The 16,857-nt window shown below is 69.2% G+C and carries 20 protein-coding genes; 10 read left to right on the top strand and 10 right to left on the bottom strand.

The window, feature by feature from the left end; all coding sequences use genetic code 11:
- Positions 1-102 precede the first annotated feature (102 nt).
- Positions 103-1,920, top strand: a complete 1,818-nt coding sequence (locus FJ309_01000) for a bifunctional metallophosphatase/5'-nucleotidase (protein MBM3953195.1) — start codon at positions 103-105, stop codon at positions 1,918-1,920.
- A 65-nt stretch (positions 1,921-1,985) separates the two neighbouring features.
- Positions 1,986-3,830 carry a hypothetical protein gene (locus tag FJ309_00995; GenBank protein MBM3953194.1) on the top strand — a complete coding sequence of 615 codons (1,845 nt, stop codon included), beginning with the start codon at positions 1,986-1,988 and terminating at the stop codon, positions 3,828-3,830.
- 417 nt (positions 3,831-4,247) lie between these two features.
- On the opposite strand, the gene FJ309_00990 is transcribed toward FJ309_00995, so the two are convergent.
- A complete protein-coding gene (locus FJ309_00990; protein ID MBM3953193.1) occupies positions 4,248-4,460 on the bottom strand; it encodes a hypothetical protein in 213 nt (70 codons plus the stop codon).
- Positions 4,461-4,520: 60 nt separating this feature from the next.
- On the opposite strand from FJ309_00990, the gene FJ309_00985 reads away from it, so the two are divergent.
- The 4 genes from FJ309_00985 (at position 4,521) to FJ309_00970 (ending at position 6,833) form a co-directional block, all read left to right on the top strand.
- Positions 4,521-4,862, top strand: a complete 342-nt coding sequence (locus tag FJ309_00985) for a hypothetical protein (protein MBM3953192.1) — start codon at positions 4,521-4,523, stop codon at positions 4,860-4,862.
- Positions 4,856-5,209, top strand: coding sequence for an IS66 family insertion sequence element accessory protein TnpB (gene tnpB, locus FJ309_00980; protein ID MBM3953191.1), 354 nt, complete (start codon positions 4,856-4,858; stop codon positions 5,207-5,209). Before FJ309_00985 ends, tnpB begins: the two co-directional genes overlap by 7 nt.
- Positions 5,210-5,295: 86 nt before the next feature.
- Positions 5,296-6,126: a hypothetical protein gene (locus tag FJ309_00975; GenBank protein MBM3953190.1), complete on the top strand. Its 831-nt coding sequence runs from the start codon at positions 5,296-5,298 to the stop codon at positions 6,124-6,126.
- Positions 6,018-6,833: an IS66 family transposase gene (locus FJ309_00970; protein MBM3953189.1), complete on the top strand. Its 816-nt coding sequence runs from the start codon at positions 6,018-6,020 to the stop codon at positions 6,831-6,833. Before FJ309_00975 ends, FJ309_00970 begins: the two co-directional genes overlap by 109 nt.
- Here FJ309_00970 and FJ309_00965 read toward each other — a convergent pair.
- The 5 genes from FJ309_00965 to FJ309_00945 all read right to left on the bottom strand — a co-directional run bounded on the left by FJ309_00965 (position 6,755) and on the right by FJ309_00945 (position 10,829).
- Positions 6,755-7,657 carry a transposase family protein gene (locus FJ309_00965; protein MBM3953188.1) on the bottom strand — a complete coding sequence of 301 codons (903 nt, stop codon included), beginning with the start codon at positions 7,655-7,657 and terminating at the stop codon, positions 6,755-6,757. The genes FJ309_00970 and FJ309_00965 overlap by 79 nt on opposite strands.
- Positions 7,658-7,689: 32 nt before the next feature.
- Positions 7,690-8,019 (bottom strand): transposase, encoded by a 330-nt coding sequence (locus FJ309_00960; protein MBM3953187.1) that lies wholly within the window; start codon positions 8,017-8,019, stop codon positions 7,690-7,692.
- A 79-nt stretch (positions 8,020-8,098) separates the two neighbouring features.
- Positions 8,099-9,265: a Fic family protein gene (locus FJ309_00955; GenBank protein MBM3953186.1), complete on the bottom strand. Its 1,167-nt coding sequence runs from the start codon at positions 9,263-9,265 to the stop codon at positions 8,099-8,101.
- A 127-nt stretch (positions 9,266-9,392) separates the two neighbouring features.
- Positions 9,393-9,833, bottom strand: a complete 441-nt coding sequence (locus tag FJ309_00950) for a hypothetical protein (GenBank protein ID MBM3953185.1) — start codon at positions 9,831-9,833, stop codon at positions 9,393-9,395.
- Positions 9,834-10,250: 417 nt separating this feature from the next.
- Positions 10,251-10,829 carry a hypothetical protein gene (locus FJ309_00945; GenBank protein MBM3953184.1) on the bottom strand — a complete coding sequence of 193 codons (579 nt, stop codon included), beginning with the start codon at positions 10,827-10,829 and terminating at the stop codon, positions 10,251-10,253.
- Positions 10,830-10,990: 161 nt separating this feature from the next.
- On the opposite strand from FJ309_00945, the gene FJ309_00940 reads away from it, so the two are divergent.
- From FJ309_00940 to FJ309_00930, 3 genes are all read left to right on the top strand, one after another.
- Complete coding sequence (locus FJ309_00940) at positions 10,991-11,380, top strand: GntR family transcriptional regulator (protein MBM3953183.1); 390 nt, start codon at positions 10,991-10,993, stop codon at positions 11,378-11,380.
- A 45-nt stretch (positions 11,381-11,425) separates the two neighbouring features.
- Positions 11,426-12,376 carry a hypothetical protein gene (locus FJ309_00935; GenBank protein ID MBM3953182.1) on the top strand — a complete coding sequence of 317 codons (951 nt, stop codon included), beginning with the start codon at positions 11,426-11,428 and terminating at the stop codon, positions 12,374-12,376.
- A gap of 75 nt (positions 12,377-12,451) precedes the next feature.
- A complete protein-coding gene (locus FJ309_00930) occupies positions 12,452-12,673 on the top strand; it encodes a hypothetical protein (GenBank protein MBM3953181.1) in 222 nt (73 codons plus the stop codon).
- Between the two features lie 606 nt (positions 12,674-13,279).
- Here the strand turns inward: FJ309_00930 and FJ309_00925 are convergent.
- From FJ309_00925 to FJ309_00915, 3 genes are read right to left on the bottom strand one after another with little or no spacing between them, the layout of a single operon-like run.
- Positions 13,280-13,747 (bottom strand): hypothetical protein, encoded by a 468-nt coding sequence (locus FJ309_00925; GenBank protein MBM3953180.1) that lies wholly within the window; start codon positions 13,745-13,747, stop codon positions 13,280-13,282.
- Complete coding sequence (locus FJ309_00920; GenBank protein ID MBM3953179.1) at positions 13,720-14,091, bottom strand: hypothetical protein; 372 nt, start codon at positions 14,089-14,091, stop codon at positions 13,720-13,722. Before FJ309_00920 ends, FJ309_00925 begins: the two co-directional genes overlap by 28 nt.
- A gap of 48 nt (positions 14,092-14,139) precedes the next feature.
- Positions 14,140-14,475, bottom strand: coding sequence for a hypothetical protein (locus FJ309_00915; protein ID MBM3953178.1), 336 nt, complete (start codon positions 14,473-14,475; stop codon positions 14,140-14,142).
- 46 nt (positions 14,476-14,521) lie between these two features.
- Here FJ309_00915 and FJ309_00910 point away from each other — a divergent pair, with 46 nt between their 5' ends.
- Positions 14,522-14,854 carry a hypothetical protein gene (locus FJ309_00910; protein ID MBM3953177.1) on the top strand — a complete coding sequence of 111 codons (333 nt, stop codon included), beginning with the start codon at positions 14,522-14,524 and terminating at the stop codon, positions 14,852-14,854.
- Positions 14,855-14,907: 53 nt separating this feature from the next.
- Here the strand turns inward: FJ309_00910 and FJ309_00905 are convergent, their stop codons facing one another.
- Positions 14,908-16,494: a hypothetical protein gene (locus tag FJ309_00905; protein MBM3953176.1), complete on the bottom strand. Its 1,587-nt coding sequence runs from the start codon at positions 16,492-16,494 to the stop codon at positions 14,908-14,910.
- Positions 16,495-16,857 lie beyond the last annotated feature (363 nt).

Raw genomic sequence — 16,857 nt, 5'->3', positions numbered from 1 at the left:
CGCGATCGCCGCGCCCTGCAGAATCCCTCCCCGATTCCAGGGACCCGCGAATCCCCTCCGCCGTCGCCCTCGCATCGGCCCGTCGCAACTGTGTGCGGGTCGATGCGAGGGCAAAGGCGCGAGGGGCGTCCCCTCTGCAGAGCCCGAGCCGAGGCTCCACTCGGTTCAACGAAGGCGATCGACACGTCCGCCCGAGCGATGGCTCGTGATTGTCGCGCGCTCCCCCCTGCACGGCAGCCGTCCGGTGGCTTACAACGTCGGTCGCTCGCGGCGCGAATCGCTCAGCCGCCACCGCAGGCCCGAAGCGACCACGTCCGCGAGTTGCCCTCTCCGCTTTCCACTGCCGGCCGCCCCCGGAGGTCCACCATGCCCGCCGACAATCTCACGTCGTTTCCGCGCCGTCGCCTGCTCGGCGCCGCGGCGCTCTCCGCCGCGGGCACGACTGTCGCGCTCGCCGACCAGGGGAAGGCGCGGACGGTGTCGCTGTTCCACACCACCGACCTCCACGGCCGGATCCTGCCGACGAGCACGTACGACGGTCTCGACGACGTCGGCGGGTTCGCACGCTGCGCCAGTTGCCTGCGCGACTGGCGGCGCGAGTCGCCGCACTCGCTCACCGTCGATGTCGGCGACGTCTGGCAGGGCACGGCGGTGAGCCTCGAGCGCGAGGGAAAGCTGATGCTCGAACTGTTCAACCTCCTCGGCTACGACGCCTGGACGCTCGGCAACCACGACTTCGACTGGGGCCCCGACGCCCTCCAGGCGAACCTCGCCGCTTCGACCGCTCCGGTGCTCACCGCCAACGTCGGGCGCGGCGGCAAGGCGGCCGGGGCGCTCGACGGTGCGTGGGAGAAGGTCCGGCCGTGGGTGGTGCGCGAAGTGGGAGGCTTCCGCATCGGTCTCATCGGCCTGATCACCCCCGGGCTCCCGTTCTGGCTCGCCCCCGAGACGCTCGACGGCATCGAGGCGGCCGATCCGGCGGCGACGCTCGTCCGGTCGCTCGCCGAGATCGACGCCGAGCGGCCCGACGCGATCGTCGTCCTCGGCCACATGGGCTGGAAGTTCCAGGACGACTACGCCAACCCCGTCCGCGAGGTGCTCCGTGCCGCGGCCGATTCCAAGGGGCGCAAGGTCGACGTCTACCTCGCCGGCCACTCGCACCAGGACCAGCCGAGCTGGACGCTCCACGACGTCCTCTGCTCGCAGGCCAGCTACCACGGGATCCACTGCGGCCGCGTCGACCTGACGTTCGACCTCGACTCTCGGAAGCTCGTCGCCAAGCGGGCGTTCACGCTGCTGATGGACGACCGCTACGCCCTCGACCCGGCGGTCATGGACCGGGCCCGGCCCGACCTGGCGACCTCCGACGAGCAGCTCGCCCGCGAGGTGGCGACGGTCACCGCGTCGATCGGTGGCAAGGGGAGGGGCAGCGGCGTCGTCCAGCTGCTGTGCAAGTCGTTCCAGCGCGCCCTGGCGAAGCGCGGCAACTCGGTCGACGGCGTGTTTCACGGCACGTTCGACACCGGCGACCTTTCCCCCGGGAAGCTCACGGTCGCCGACTGCTGGAAGCTGATCCCCTACGAGAATCTCCTCGTCACCGCCGCCCTCACGCCCGAAGAGCTCGTCGAGATCGTCCGTGAGGATGCCGGCGACAAGCGCAGCGACCGGACACTGTGGCCGTTCGACCTCGTGCTCACGTCCGACGGCCGGCCGGGGAAATTTCTCCTCGACGGCAAGCCGGTCGATCCGTCGCGGCGCTACACGATCGCCTTCAACAGCTACGACGCCCAGTCGGGTGGGCGGCGGATGTTCAAGCTGCGCGAGATCGTCTCCCGACCGGAGGCGAAGCGCACGCTGTCTGCGATCGACACGCGCTCGGCGCTGATCGACGGCCTGCTCGACATGAAGACGATCGGTTGACGGGCGTTCGGCGGCCCGTCGACGGGCCGCGCGGGGAACAACGGCACGCGACCAGGGAGGGGACGATGGGGCGAATCACGCTCGTGGCGGCGATGGTCTGGCTGGCGGGCGCGCTGCCGGCGGCGGCTCAGTTGCGGATCGTGCAATACAACGTCACCGCTAGTGCGGCGGCGTCCTCCGGCCCGCGCGACGGCATGGCCAACGTCTTCGGCGCGATCGGTGCGTCGACGAAAGCGGGCTTCAGCGGCCCGATCGACATCCTCCTCCTCGAGGAAGGGGAGCAGGTGGCGACCACCGGCTCGTCGTTCGCCGCGCTGCTCAACCAGGTGACCGGCCGGACGAGCTATGTCCACACGCTCCTCGACGGGGCGACGACCGGCTCCGGTCGGCCGATGGCGGTCTACGACTCGGCGACCGTGACGCTCCGCGGCGAGCAGGCGATCGGGACGACGAGCACGTCGGGGCTGGCCCGGCAGGCGCTGCGCTACACGTTCGCGCCCGCCGGGTATTCGACGGCAGCCGACTTCACCGTGTACGTCAGCCACATGAAGGCGTCGACCGGGTCGACCAACGCCGCCCGGCGCAACGTCGAAGCCCAGACGCTCCGCGCCGACGCCGATGCCCTCGGCCAGGGCGCCCACGTGATCTACGCCGGCGACCTCAACATCTCCACCTCGAGCGAGTCGGCCTTCCAGACGCTCACCGCGGCCGGGCCCGGCCAGGCGTTCGATCCGGTCAATCGCGTCGGCGCCTGGAACGGCGCCACGTCGTTCAAGGACGTCCACACGCAGTCGCCGGCGACGACGGCCGCCTTTCCCGGCCAGGTGACCGGCGGGATGGACAGCCGGTTCGACTTCCAGCTCGTCTCGGGCGAGTGGCTCGACGGCCACGGCCTCGACTACGTCCCCGGCTCCTACTGGGCGTTCGGCAACACCGCCACCCATGCCCTCAACGGCGCGATCACGACCGGCTCCGCGGCGACGCTCCAGGGGCTGTTGCCCGGCTACTCGCTGACGCAGGCGCAGGGCGTGCTCTCCGACCTCGCCCGCGTCACCGACCATCTCCCCGTCGTGGCCGACTATCGCCTCCCGGCGAAGATGGACGTCGCGGTGGGCACGCTGCCGTCGACCGTGATCCGCGGCGCGGTGGTCAGCGGCACGCTCGCCGTCGCCAATACCGCCCCGGTGCGCGTCGCCGCCGGGAGCGAGCGGCTCGACTACACGTTCGCCGGTTCCGGCGGACTGCTCGGCAGCGGCACCGGATTGGCGCAGCCGCTGGCGGGGGCCACGGGGCATGCGCTGACCTTCGACACGACGCTCGCCGGGAGCGTGTCGGGCACGATCGCCGTGGCGGCGACGACGCCCGGGACCGATGCGGCGAGCTTCGCCCGGACGCTCGCGCTGTCGGTCCTCGACCCCGCGCGGGCGTCGTTCGCCGGGACGACCGACGTGACCACGCTCGACATCGACTTCGGCACGCTCGAGCAGGGGGCCGCGGCCGGAGCGCGGACGCTGTCGCTGTTCAACCGCTCGGGTGCGGCGGGGGCGGCGTGGACGGCCGCGCTCGATCTCGACGGAGTCGTGGCCACGCAGCCGGCGGCGATGTTTTCCACGACCCTGTCGACGTTCACGAGCCTGTCGGCCGGCGCGTCGCGGAGTTTCGACGTCCGCCTGGCGACCGACGCGCTCGGTGACTTCAGCACGCAGTACCGGCTCGACGTCTCCGACATCGATCTTCCCGGCGCGACGAGCCGGTCGCTGTTCGTCACGCTCCGCGGCAGCGTGGTGGCGGTGCCGGAGCCCTCGACGGTCGTCCTCGCAGCGGCGGCGCTGGCTTGTGCCGGCATCCGCCTGCGCCGCCGGATGGCTCTCGACCGGGGATCGCGCCGCGGCCAGCGAAGCGCCGGGTGAGGTCTTCGCGAGCCGCGGCTGATTCATGCACGCGGGATCACGATCCCCTGGCATTGCCTCGAGGCACAGCGCCTGATGCACGATGCTACCGCGGCCCTCAACCCGTCGGCGGTTCCGGCGCTATGTCGAGGCCAAGCAACCGCGCGAGCGCTTCCCGAACGACCGCCGCGCGGCCAGGCAAGGCATGTCCGGAGGCGTAGGCGTCGATCGTGTCGAGCACCTCGCGTTCATCGGCGGCGAACACGGTCCCGACTGCAATCCGTCCCGAACCGGTTCCCGCCACGTGCCTCGCCCACGCCGTGAGCTCCGGGAGATCGTCTGCGACAAGGAGGCGGATCGCTGCATGACGCGCCTGCTCCTCCGCGGAGGCGTGATGGGAAATCCTGCGACCGGCGGCGCGTTCGTCGTGAGGCATCGTCAGGCGTCCTCGATCTCGTATGCGGTCACGGGATAGACGGTGACATGGTCGATGTGCTCGTAGACGACGATCAGCAAGCGGCCGGCAGGCGTGCGGCCGACGGCGACCGGACAGCCGGACGATCGACTTGATCCGACTGCCAGCGGATTCTGCACGACCCATTCGACTTCATCTTGGCAGATCCCGTGCTCGTGTGCGCACACCACAGCCACCCTTGTAGCCCCTGATAGCCTCGGCCGGTGGACCTTTTCCATCGGCAGCGGAGGCATGGCATGGGACGGAGTGTGGATCGGGACAAGCTGGCGGCGTGGCGACGACGGCTGGCGCGACATGCGAAGAGCGGCCTGACTGCGGCCGAGTTCTGCAGGCGGGAGCGGGTGAGCGTGTCGCTCTGGAAGTCTTGGCGGCGGAGGATCGAGCGGGCTGCATCGCCGGCGGCGCGGATTCAACCGCGTGCGGCCGAGTCGTTCCGGCCCGTTGAGATCATCCCGAGGCGTTCAGTGCTCGTGCGCTTTCCGGGCGGTGCGACGTTGGAGATCCCGGACGATCGCGTGGACCTCGTGCGCGTGGTGATCGATCGCATGGCCGCGCAGGCGGAAGCGGCCCGATGCTAAGCGTCTCCCCGGCCCCCGCGATCTTCCTGCACACCGACGCCACCGACATGCGCAAGAGCTTCACGGGCCTGTGCGGGCTCATTCGGGGCGTCTTTGGCGACGATCCCGCCGATGGCAGTCTGTTCCTGTTCGTCAACAAGCGGAGGGATCGCATCAAGGCGCTCTGGTGGGATGGCGACGGCTTCGTGCTCTGGTACAAGCGGCTGGAGCAGGGAACATTCGAGGTCGTGGCGGCAAGCGATAGCGCGAAGCGAGTGCGCATCGACTCGACGCAGCTCGCGATGATCCTCGGCGGCGTGCGGCTCGAGACGGTGCGGCGCCGCAAGCGATTCAGTCGCGCGAGCTGAGCGAAGTCGCATCGTGTTTGGCACGCGATTATTTTTGGTGCGAGAGTGAATCTGCTCTTGCCAGGCGCGGCGTGCATGATGCGGTCATGCGTGAGACGACGACGTTTCCGAGTGACATCGACGCCTGCCAGAGGCTACTCCGTGAACAGCGCGGCGTGATCGCCGAGTGCCACACGGCGATTGCCGAACGCGATGTCGTGATCGCCGAACGCGACACCGCGCTGGCTGCCAAGGCCGCGCTGGTCGCCCAGCAGAACCAGCAACTGGCCGAGCAGAAGGACAAGCTCGCGGAGTACCAACCCCGCCTCGCGGCCGCGCTCCAGGCTGCCTTCAAGAAGCGGATCGAGCGATACCTCGCCGACCCGAGCCAGCTGAAGATCGACTTCGGGGATTCACCCGACGTGGCGGACGCCGCCGAGGGCCTCGCCGACGCGGCCTACGAGAACATCGAAGGCTATCGGCGCCGCCAGCAGCAGCCGCAGAAGACCCGGAACGAGCAGCTTCCGGCGCACCTGCCGCGGATCGAGGTGAAGCTGCCGGTGCCCGAAGACCAGAAGACCTGCCCGGAGCACGGCGAGCGGGAGGTGATCGGCTACGACTGGCAAGAGACGCTCGAGATCGTGCCGCCCAAGCTCGTCGTCCGTCGCACCGGCATTCCCAAGCTTGCCTGCCGGAAGCACGAGGAGGGCGGCGTGAAGGAGGCCCCGCGGCCGGTCGGCCTGGTCGAGGGCAACCGCTACGGCACGAGCGTGGCCGCCCAGATCGTCGTCCACAAGTACGGCTTTCACCTGAGAGCATCACCGCGCGCATGTGGGCGTGCCGGAGCATCACGGCGCCGATCGACGTCTTCGACTTCACTGTCAGCCGCCATCGCGACGGCGCGGAGCTGTTTCTCGACGGCTTCACCGGCACCCTGATGGCCGACTGCTACTCCGGCTACGACGCGGTGCAGACGCAGAGTGACGGGCGGATCGTCCGCGGGGCCTGCGTGGCGCATGCCCGGCGGAAGGTGTTCAACGCCCGCGACAACCACCCGCGACACGCCGCAGTGCTGCTCTCGATGTTCCAGCATCTCTACGACGTCGAGGATCGTTCCAAGGACTTCTCCGCAGCCGACAGAAAGGCCCTGAGGCAGGCCGAGGCGAAGCCGATCTGGGAGCGGATGCGGGAGTACGTCGCGGGCGCGGCGATCGCCGACGTGCTTCCCAAGGAGACGTTCGGCCAGGCGCTGACGTACATCCGGAATCAGTTCGATCACCTGCTCGTCTGTCTCGATGATGGCCGCGTGCCGATCGACAACAACCTCACCGAGCAGTTGATGAAGAAGGTGGCGATTGGTCGCAAGAACTGGCTCTTCGTCGGGGAAGTCGAGCCCGGCTATCGCGCCGCCGACCTGTTCACGATCCTCAGCAGCGCCGTGCGGAACGATCTCGATGTCTTCGCCTACGTGCAGGACGTCCTCGACCGCCTGCTGGCCGGCGACACCGACTACGAGTCGCTTCGGCCCGATGCCTGGAGGGCGGCACACCCAGAGGCCATTCGCACCTACCGCGAGGAGGGGCGGGCCGCCCGCGCCGACATCAAGAAGACCCGCCGAGCACGGCGACGGGCGGTGCGGGAGTAGACGTCTTCGCGCATTGCCGCCCGGTCACCCCGGCAGGGCAAGGGGTGGGCGTGGTGTGCGCACACGAGCGCGACGTCTTCCAGGGACGGATAGACGACCTGCCCGTGATCGACATCCACAAGCTCTGAGTGATGCCGGACGTGAGGCATCAAGGCCCTGGACGGGCGACTCGGGAGACGGTCTGCGCCGAGGCGAGAAACTCGCCACTCCGGGGGCGGGTAGCCGGCCAATCTGGAGAGTGCTTTTCGGGGCCGGGAGACGAAAACACGAAACACGCGGCTCACGAGCCGCTCATCAGCCGGGGAGCCCCTTGCGGACGTCGCATTGGCCGGGCTATCCATCGTCAGCTCGTCGAGCACCGCCACCACGTCCTTCCCGCGCAGCCGCCGCCGCACCTCGATTGCCAGGCACTCGCGCGTGTACTCGTCCAGCACCACCAGCATCCGCAGCGGGCGGCCGTCGGCGGTCCAGTCCTGCACGAAGTCCATGCCCCACACCTCGTTCCTCCTCGTCGCCCTTCGGCGCACGATGCCGTTCTCGCCCGTGCCGATCCGCCTGCGTTTCATGCGCTTCCCGGGCACCAGCAGGCCCTCCTGGCGCCACAGCCGCTTCATCAGCCTCGCTCCGACCGACCAACGCCCCTTCCGCAGCAAATCGATGATGTAGCGCCGGCCACGGCGTGGATTCGCCACGGCCAGTTCCCGCATCCTGCCGACCAGCCTGTCCCGGTACGGGTTCGGCGGCGCCGGGCGGCGCTGCGTGCTCCGGTGCTGGCCAGCCACACGGCAGACACGCCGCTCGGACACGTCCATCACCATCGTCACGTGCTCGATCGCCCGGCGCCGCCGCGCCGGGCTCAGAATTCCCCCTTGGCGATCTCCTTCAGGATCTGGATGTCCAGCTGCTGGTCCGCCACCAGGCGCTTCAGCCGGGCGTTCTCCTTCTCGAGGTCCTTCAGCCGCTTCACCGCGTCCCGGTCCACCGCGCCGTACTCGGCACGCCACCGGTGCAGCGTCACCTCGGCAACACCCAGCGACCTCGCCACCTCGGCGATCGGCGCGCCCTTGGCCAGTGCCTCGTCAGCCTGCCTGAGCTTGGCGACCACCTCCTCGGGACGGTGCCGCTTCCTGTTCGAACGCTTCATCGGAGACTCCTCTCGGCCCCGTGGGCCGCGAAAGTCTCTCATGAGGGGTGGACCTGTTCAGCGCACCCCCGTCAGGTCGATCCGGCTTCAAACCCCGGTGCCACGACCCGCGCTCCTCCACTCAATTCTCGTCCGCCGTGAGCGCCTGCAGGTATGCCTGGTGCGCGTAGACGCGGTCGCGCTGCCTGCCGCTGGTCTCGTGGAGGACGCCGAGTTCTTCCAGCACCTCGACCGCCTTGCGCGCCGTGGGCGCGGTGGTGCCCAGCAGCGTCGCGGCCCTTGGCACCGTCACGATGGGGTTCGACGGCAGCAGGTCGAGCAGGTGGATCGCCGCCACGGTGGCGCCCGCGTGCGACAGGAGCCGGCCGCGGTCCTTGCCGGTGATCGCGAAGATGCGCTGGGCGACGGCGACGCCATCCTCGGCGGACTCCTCGACGCACGCCAGGTAGAACTGCGTCCAGCCCTCCCAGTCGCCGTCGGTGCGAACGGCCGAGAGCCGGTCGTAGTACCCGCGCTGGTGGCGCTTGAACGAGTGGCTCAGGTACAGGATGGGCGAGCGCATCACGCCCCAGTGCTCGAGGAGCAGGGTGACGAGCAGGCGCCCGATCCGGCCGTTGCCGTCCAGGAAGGGGTGGATCGTCTCGAACTGCACGTGCGCCAGCCCGGCTTTGACGAGCGGCGGCAGCGGATCGCGCCCGTGGATCCATCGGTCGAGGTCGGCGAGCAGCCGCGGCACCGCATCCGCCGGAGGAGGCACGAAGCGCGCATTGCCGGGCCGCGTGCCGCCGACCCAGTTCTGGCTCGTTCGGATCGTGCCAGGCTTCTTGTTGCCGCCGCGACGGGTGCCTGCATCCCGCATGAGGCGCCGGTGTGCCTCGCAAAGCAGGCGAGCGCTCAGCGGCAGGCCCTTGGGCTTCGCCAGCTCGCGGCGCGTGTAGGTCAACGCCTCGACGTAGTTGCAGACTTCCGCCACGTCGGCTTCGCGCGTTGCGTACTCGGTCGCCTCGAACTCCAGTACGTCGCGCAGGGTGGCCTCGGTGCCCTCGATCTGCGAGGTCAGCACCGCCTCCTTCCGGACGAAGCCATACAGGAACCACTCGGTGCTGGGAACGAGGCACGCCGCCACCTCGAGCCGGCCGATGGACGCCATGGCGCGCGCGCATGCGGCTTCGATCGGCCCCTCGACGCGGAGCGCCGGTCCGGCGGGGGGAAGGGCAGACGGCACGAACGCGCGCACGGTCTCGCCGGCGACGGTGGAAGTGCGGTAGTTCCCGGTGGTGCGTGGCATCGGAAGCGTTCCTTTCTCAGGCCGTGATGCCAGGAAACGATCGCTTTCTAGTCAACGGCTGAGGGAAACGATTCATGGCGAGGCGCACTGCCGTGGTGTGGAAATGCGTTCGGCCCGCCAGCGTGGTTCACGCCGATCGCGATCGGTACGCGAGGGCCCTCGCCGCGTCCCCAAGCGCTTCGTGGATCGCAGCGAGCTCTGCGAAGACGTGCGGATCGGGCGCGCCGGCCGCCGCACACTCGGCCTCGAGGGCATTCTGTACCTCAAGCGCGTCCACCAGTCGGCCCATAGATCGCAGCGTCCATCCGATCATCCACCGTGCGATCCGATGCGCGGCAGCATCGCCCTGCGCCGCACGCAGATCGCCGGCGCGGGTGAACTCCGCGAGCGCCTCGTCGAACCGCCCCTCGGCGTGCAACGCGCAGCCGAGGTTGTTGAGAAGCGATGCTTCCCACCGTCTGGCGGCGGGCTGCGACGACGCGACCGCGACCGCGAGCGCCTCCCGGTTCCGTCGCAACTCCGCGGCCGGTTCCGTCTCGGCCAAGGCGAGCATGTGGATGGCATCCACGACCAGTGCATCGAGTCCTGCCGCGCGCGCCTCGGGTTCGCGGAGGTCTCGCTGCCGTTTCGATCGACCCCCTGATCTCGGAAGGCTGGAAACCAGTTCAGAGAGCGCGAGAGATCAAGGCGGGGTTTCGCCCGTTTCGCCGCCGTTCGGATCGGAGCCCGTGGTTCCCAATTGGGCTGTCTCCACAAACGCGAGAGCGCCGAACCCCCGCCACGGCGCGGCAGCAGGGGGTTTCAGCATGGCTTCCAGATGGGTCAGCCTGTAGACAAACCGGTCGACCTCGCGTGAGGCCGACCGGTTGAACTCCCCCAGCGAAACGGATCCAAACGTGAGATGGCGTTCTGAGCGTCCCAGAGGGGGTGAAGGCCGATTCCTTCGCACCAGGAGAGCGGGGTGTCGATCGAAACTGGTGTGAGTCTACGGAACGATCATCGGAATGAAGTCCGCCGGATCCACCTCGCCGACGGGATCGATCAAGATCGCAACCGGTGTCCGCGACCGGAGCGCCGCGATGCTCGAGCGCGCGGGTTCAGTGCCGGCTGCGCGCGAGATCTCGCTTTGAACGCGCTCCTGCAGCGCGCGGTTCGCCCGCTCGAAACCCTCTGGATCCTCGTCTGCCCACGGCCTCTCCGCAGCCTGCTCCTCGAGGCTCGTGAGCGAGAGCATGACGAGCGCACCGGACCGCGCGAGCGCATCGCCCTCGTCGATGAGGAACGCGCCGATGGAGCCCGACTCCGCGCGCACCGTCAGGACGAGTGCCGTCCACTTCGACGGCCCCGCCGCGCACCGGCCGAGTGCGCGCGCCGCCACATCGAGGAACTCGACGAGGCGCGGCATGTCCTCGTCTGAGAGGGCTTCATCGCTGGTCGCGGTGATCTGCACTCGGTTCGTGCGCTCCGCGGCGATGTCGATGCCGTCGAGCGACTCGGCGTCGAGGACGACTCCCGCGAGCGATCGCTCCGGACGGCCCTTCGCGAAGTAGGTGGTCCAGTCCATGCAGGGCATGATAACGGCCGCCGGCCCGCGCTCACCCAAAGCCCTTGCGAAAGACCCGTTCAGGTCCGGTGTCCCTCGCGGAGCACCGGGGTTCCCGGAGGCGCCGCCGCGCCAATCCAACCGCACTTGACATTGTCGCAGAGTATGATACAATAGCCATCATGCTCACGATCTCGCTCGCCAGTCCCGTCCCGATCCACGACCAGCTCGTGGCCGGCCTGCGCGGGCTCATCGCGGCGGGGCAGCTCGCCGAGGGCGATGAACTGCCTCCGGTCCGGCAGCTCGCCGCCGACCTCGGCATCAACCTGAACACCGTCGCCCGCGCCTACCGCGAGCTGACGGACGCCGGGCTGCTCGCCTCCGCGCGCGGGCGCGGCACCATCGTCATCGCCACGGTCGAGCGCGCCTCGGGCCCCAAGGCCGAGGAACGCAAGCGCATCGAGGCAGGCATCGCCGCCGCGCTCGGTGATGCCAAACTCGCGGGACTCACCCGTGAGGCCGCGGAGTCCATGGCGGCACGCCAGATCGAGCGCCTGTGGAAGCACGCCTAGAACCCACGACACGCCGTTTCGAACCCCAGTTCACGGAGACCCATCATGGCGGATCCCATCATCCCGCTCGGCCGCCTGTTCATGCTCACCTTCGTCCCGGTGATGCTGCTCTTCCCGATCGTGTTCGCGGCGCTCGTGCCGAACCGCACAGCCGACGACTCGGCGCGCATCAAGGCGCGCGGGATGATGCTCACCCTCGCGATGAGCACCGTCGCGCTGCTTGCGATCTGGGTCGGGCTGGTCCTGACCGGACTGCGGTTCAACTTCGCGATGGTCATCGCGGGCTTCTGGTGGCCGTGGTTCTTCCCGCTGTGGTTCTTCCTCGCGATGCCCGCGATCGTGGCGAAGAACCCGCACTGGGGATGGACGGTCGGCGGCGGATCCGCTTCGGGCGGCGTGCGCACCGCATCGCTCGTGAACCGTGAACGCGCGAGCCCCGTGACCCGTGCCATGTGGGCGGTCCCGATCACGCTGTTCGTCGTGATCCTGGCGGCCATCGCGGCGCGCGGGCTCCTGCCCTTCGGCGTCGGCCCGTACCCGGGCGACTCGGCGGTCGACCCCGAGGCCGCGCGGGTCGCCTACGCGGAAGCCGAGCGTTCGCGGTGGATGCTCTCGCTCGTCGTCTTTGGGTCGGTGTTTGGGTTCCTGCTCGCCATCCTTCCCCGCAGCCTTCGGCGCACCCTTTCCGAACCCGAGCCGATGGACGCGGCGGGCTCGCCGGAACTGGCTGAGCTGTACGCCGCGCAGCGCCGCAAGCGCGTGCTCGGCCTCTTCTGGGGCAGCGGTGTCGTGCTGCCTCTCTGCATCGGTGTGTTCAGCGTCCTCCAGACGTGGTTCCCGCATGACGGGAGCACATGGGGACTCATCAGCGGCATCGGCGGGTCGATCCTCGGCATCTGCGGCGCGATCTTCGGCACCTGGATGACGGTCGAGCGAGCGAAGATTGCGGAAGTCCGCGCACGGCTCGACGCCTCGGATACATCGGCTGCGGGGTAAGCCGGGTGGGGCGGCCGCGGCTCGACTTCACCGCGCCGATCGCCAACCCAGGCCCGGGACCCATCGTCCAGGTGATTGCCGAACTCCCGCCGCAGCGAAGGTAGCCGGGAACGCCTGCGCGAGGACATCGCCGCCGATCTCAGTCGCATGAAGGACGATGCGGACATCATCGCGATCAGCCGTCGGTTTGTTGACGAGACCGATCTTGCACATCGCCTCGAAAGGATAAAGAAGGATAAGGATCGCCCGGTCAATGGCACCTTCGCACCGGTCTTGCGGCTGATGAGCGACTCGTGAGCCTCGGGAGGAGCGGCCCGGGCGTCCGGAGCGGGTTTCTCGAAACGCCCCGCACCCGCTTCGGTGGCGTTCTTCTGGCGTCTGTGCAGACCGCGTCCCAGTCGGCCGTTCCCGGGGCTTCGACGCCTCGCGTCCGACGCCGGTCAGAGGCTGTGGATGTCGATCACGGGCAGCTCGTCTATCCGTCCCTGAAAGATTGCCCGGTCGTCATGGAACTGCACGAGCTCTCCCTGTCGATCGGCGGGCCACGGGCGGGAGAGACGGGAGGCGGCTCGAGTGGCTCGCCGAGGTGTGCGAGAGGCTGACTTCAAGCGGGCGAAGCCATCCTGGCCTTCGCCCGCTTGCGAACCTCCGGTTCGAAGTGAGCCGGCTCCTGCCGGCCGTCTTCTCTGAGCCGGATGTCGCCGCCGCAGGTGGGGCACGCAAGTGGAAACTCCTCCCCCACCCGGGCCATCAGCTTGGCCCAGGCAATCCGAGACGTGTCGTGCGAGCGGGGCTTGTGATTCGGATTTGCGTCGCAGCAGCCTTCCGTGGCATGACCGTCGCCCCCATGCCCGCCGGTCACCGCCTCTTGGCGGTTTCCGACGTTTCCGATCGCCAGCGCCGTCACGGCCCGCCTGAGCTTGTGGTTGGGTGCAAACACCCCTGGCTTGTTTCACGGCAGCAGGGCCATCCATGGCCCCTGCCGCCTCGGGCGGTCGGAGCCAAAGCCGAGGTTTGGCTCGACCGCCAACGCCAGCCTCCGGCTGGCCTGTGCCGGTGCTTGCGCGGCGGCGGCACGAGATCGGCGAGCCGGTCGAGAAACTCAAACGGCGAGAGGTCGACGACGCCATTGGCCCCCGGCCGCGTGGACTTGCGCGAGCGGCCCGGCCCGACCCAGTTGGCGGCCCAAATGGTGACCCAGTGTCTGGGCAGCACGTAGCGGATGCGGGCGATCTGGCCGTCTGCACCGCGGCTCACGGAGAGTCGCTCCAGCGCGAAGGGTGGCCGGGCGCAAGAGCGCAGCAGGTGCTCCAAGCTCCGAAAATAGCTCGGCACGTCGCGGTCTATTGAGCGTGATCCGAACACCGGCATCGACTGAAAAACCGCTGTTCTCCCAGGCGAGCATGTCGGCGGCGGCAGCGGTGCCGAGCAGGCGAGTGAGCCTGAAGAAAGCGGATCACGCGGCGGCGGACCCGCTCGGTGAGCGCGGCCAGATCGGCCTGGTTGATCGGGTGGGCGGGCAGGAACGCCGGGGAGGCGCAGCAGCCTGAGGCCGTGATCAGAGTCCGCACGATCTCGTCAAGAAAGATCTTCGTGACGGCGGCGACGGCTCGGTGCCGGTCGGCGAGAAAGCCCCGCAATCGCTTCGGCACGGAGATCACCCACTGTCGCACGGGCACCGGCGGAACTAGCCACAGGCAGGGCGGGCCATCCATGGCCCCGTCCTGCCTGGCAGCCGATGGGAACGCCAAGGGTTCCCATGGCTACCGAGCCCGGCTCAGCCGGGCCGAACAAACCCCGCGCCCCTTGCACGGGAACGCGATCACAAACCCCTGGCCGCAGCCCGTGCAGGGGGCACGGCCGAACCCAAAGCAGAGGATGCCGCACTCGAGATACCCGCGGAGTTCCTCCTCGACGTAGCCCGGCACGGGACGCTCCGCCACGTCACGCCACCCGAGCCAGCTCGCGAGGTTCTCGGAGATGATCTTGTGGAGGGGAGTCTTCTCGGGGCGGCGACGCTCGTAGCGGCGGCGTGGTGCCGGGCCGGCATGCGGCCGGAGGCTGGGCCGCGCGGAAAATCCGCAGAATGCAGCGACCATGGGCAGAGCGGCGAGTGGACGGGGAGAGTGATCGCCCGTACACTACTTGCGGGATGCCGCCCCCCGCCAGCAGTCCCCCCGGATCGAACGTGATCGACGCGGCAACCGGGTCCTGGACATCAATCCGACACCGGCGATCGACCGCGCGCGACAGCCCAAGACGCCAGTGAGCGAGGATTCTCGCCTGCTCGACGATCCGGCTGCGGCGATCGACGACGCGGTCCGGCATGCCGCCAGATTTGGCCTCGAAACCAAGGACTCTCGCCGCATCTGCGACGAAGTCCGCCAGGCGGTCTCCCGATGGCGGTCGATCGGCAAACGGCTCGGAATACCCGCGTCGACGTTGTCCGCCTACGCCGATGCGTTCCACGTCGTTTGAGCAGCGTCAGAGGCTGTGGATGTCGATCAGTCCTGACTGGTATTGAAGGTCAGTCATTCCCACGACAGCCGCCAGCCGGCTGGGGATGTCCATGCCGGCGGCTCGGCCGGTCCACCCCTTCCGAACAGCCCTCGTTTGGGCTTCGGCACCGCAGCAATGAATGCGGGCACGTCCCGAAGGCAGCCGGTGAGCAGTTCAAGCTCCCACGCCAACGGCGGCCGCAGATTCATCCCGGGATTGAGCCGCACCGGCATTGGCCAGGCCTCGGGCCCGGCCACCTCGAATCCGCTGCGTTCGATCCAGTCGTAATCGACCGCGGGGATCTCGAAGGCCTCGCCGAACATCACCGAAAGCCCCGTGCTGCGGGCAGCCTGATCGTGGTCGCCCGAGCGTGCCACCTCGAGGGCCACGTCATCCTCGTAGAGGGCAAGCCCCTGCACCATGCCCACATGCCCCATGACCACCGCATGCACGAGCCGGCCCTCGCCACCGTCCGCAGCCGGCACGTGCACGTTGATCGCCGCGTCGCTCGGCAGCCGCCGCCAGGGCCGGTCGCGGTGGAAGGCGGCCGCCGCGGCATAGAAGGCCCGCCCGATGGAGGTGGTGATTCCCGGAACCGCGGAGAGCGGGGCGACGGCCTCCGGCGGCGTCATCGATTCGGCAAGCGAACCGACCACACGGTCGATCGCCGGGAACGACTCCTCCGTCGTGTTGATCGTGACATCGAGGCCTGCGAATGCCGCTGAGAGCGTGGCGCCGAGCGCCGGATCCACGACATTCAATTGTTCGGGCCGCACGCCCGTCGCGAGCATCGCCCGGCCAGCGAGTCGCACGAATGCGGCGGAATCGGTTCGCTCGCGGGTCATGTCAAACTTGAGCAGCGCGCCCGTGGTCTGACTGGCCACGATCGCCAGCCAGGGCAGATAGGGCTGCCCCTCGCCGGTCACCCACGCAGGCGCCCGGCGCACGAGTGCCTCCCAGATGTCGCCGGCTTCCCGGGGCAGACGAGCGCAGTCGGCGAGAATCGTCGCGGTGGTGGCGGCGGCTGGTTCGGTCTCGTCCGCATCGCGATCAGCCGCGGCGGCGGCGATCCGTGCCGCCACGTCGCTCGAGATCCGGGCGATCGTGTCGAGTTCCTCGCGCAGGATCTGGCGGACACCGATCTGCTCGAGCTTCCTGCGCCACGTCTTGGGCAACACCCCCGGCCGCATCGCTACCGTGGCGGGCCGCCTCGGCTCGCCGTGCCTCGGCCGCCGCATCGCGTCGGCCAGCATCCCCCAGAGGTCGTCGGGCAACGGCCGGTCCTCCAGCACGTCGAGGGCCAACTGCCTGTCGTCGCGGGTGGATGCCACCATGAACGACCAGATGCCCTCACGCTCCTCCGACAGGTCCACTTCCCACGCGTCGGTCGCGTCGAGCGGGAGCTGGGCAAGCAGCCGTTTTTCCTGAGCCCAGCCCGGCCGCCGCTCAGCGCGTGGACCGGCCGACGTCCGCCAGCCGCTGCGGTCGCGCCCGGCATCGTCGAGCGGCACGTTGCCGCAGGCCCGCAGCCAGGCCAGCGCCCCGGGCACGTCCATCCAGCAACTCCGAAAGTCGCGGACATACGCCGCCGCCTCGTCCTCGGCACCGACGGTGAGCATCCCGCCCGGGTCGAACTCGCGGCCCGAGAGCAACAGCCGCGGCACGTGGGGATTGACCACGCCGGCCTCGGCAAGCAGCTCCCGGGCGGCGGGCGTGTCGCCCTGTTCCCCAAACGCGATCAGCGCCCGCCCATACGGCCACACGCAAAACACTTCCTCGCGGCACTCGTAGCAGAGCTGCTTGGCCGCCGCGAAACGGCCGTGGCTGATCAGGAGGTCGAGGTGCATGAACCGGGCCACGATGTGGTCTTCGGCGTCAAGACTCGCAAGCGCCTCGCACTCGGCGATCGCCTCCTCGGGCCGCCCCAGGATCGTGAGGCACTCGGCGAGCCCCCGGCGGGCGCGGAGATATCCCGTGGCCTC

The organism is Planctomycetota bacterium, assembly GCA_016872555.1.
GTDB lineage: Bacteria > Planctomycetota > Planctomycetia > Pirellulales > UBA1268 > F1-20-MAGs016.
The sequence above is the reverse complement of the archived record's forward strand: the minus strand, read 5'-3'. Positions and strand labels throughout refer to the sequence as shown.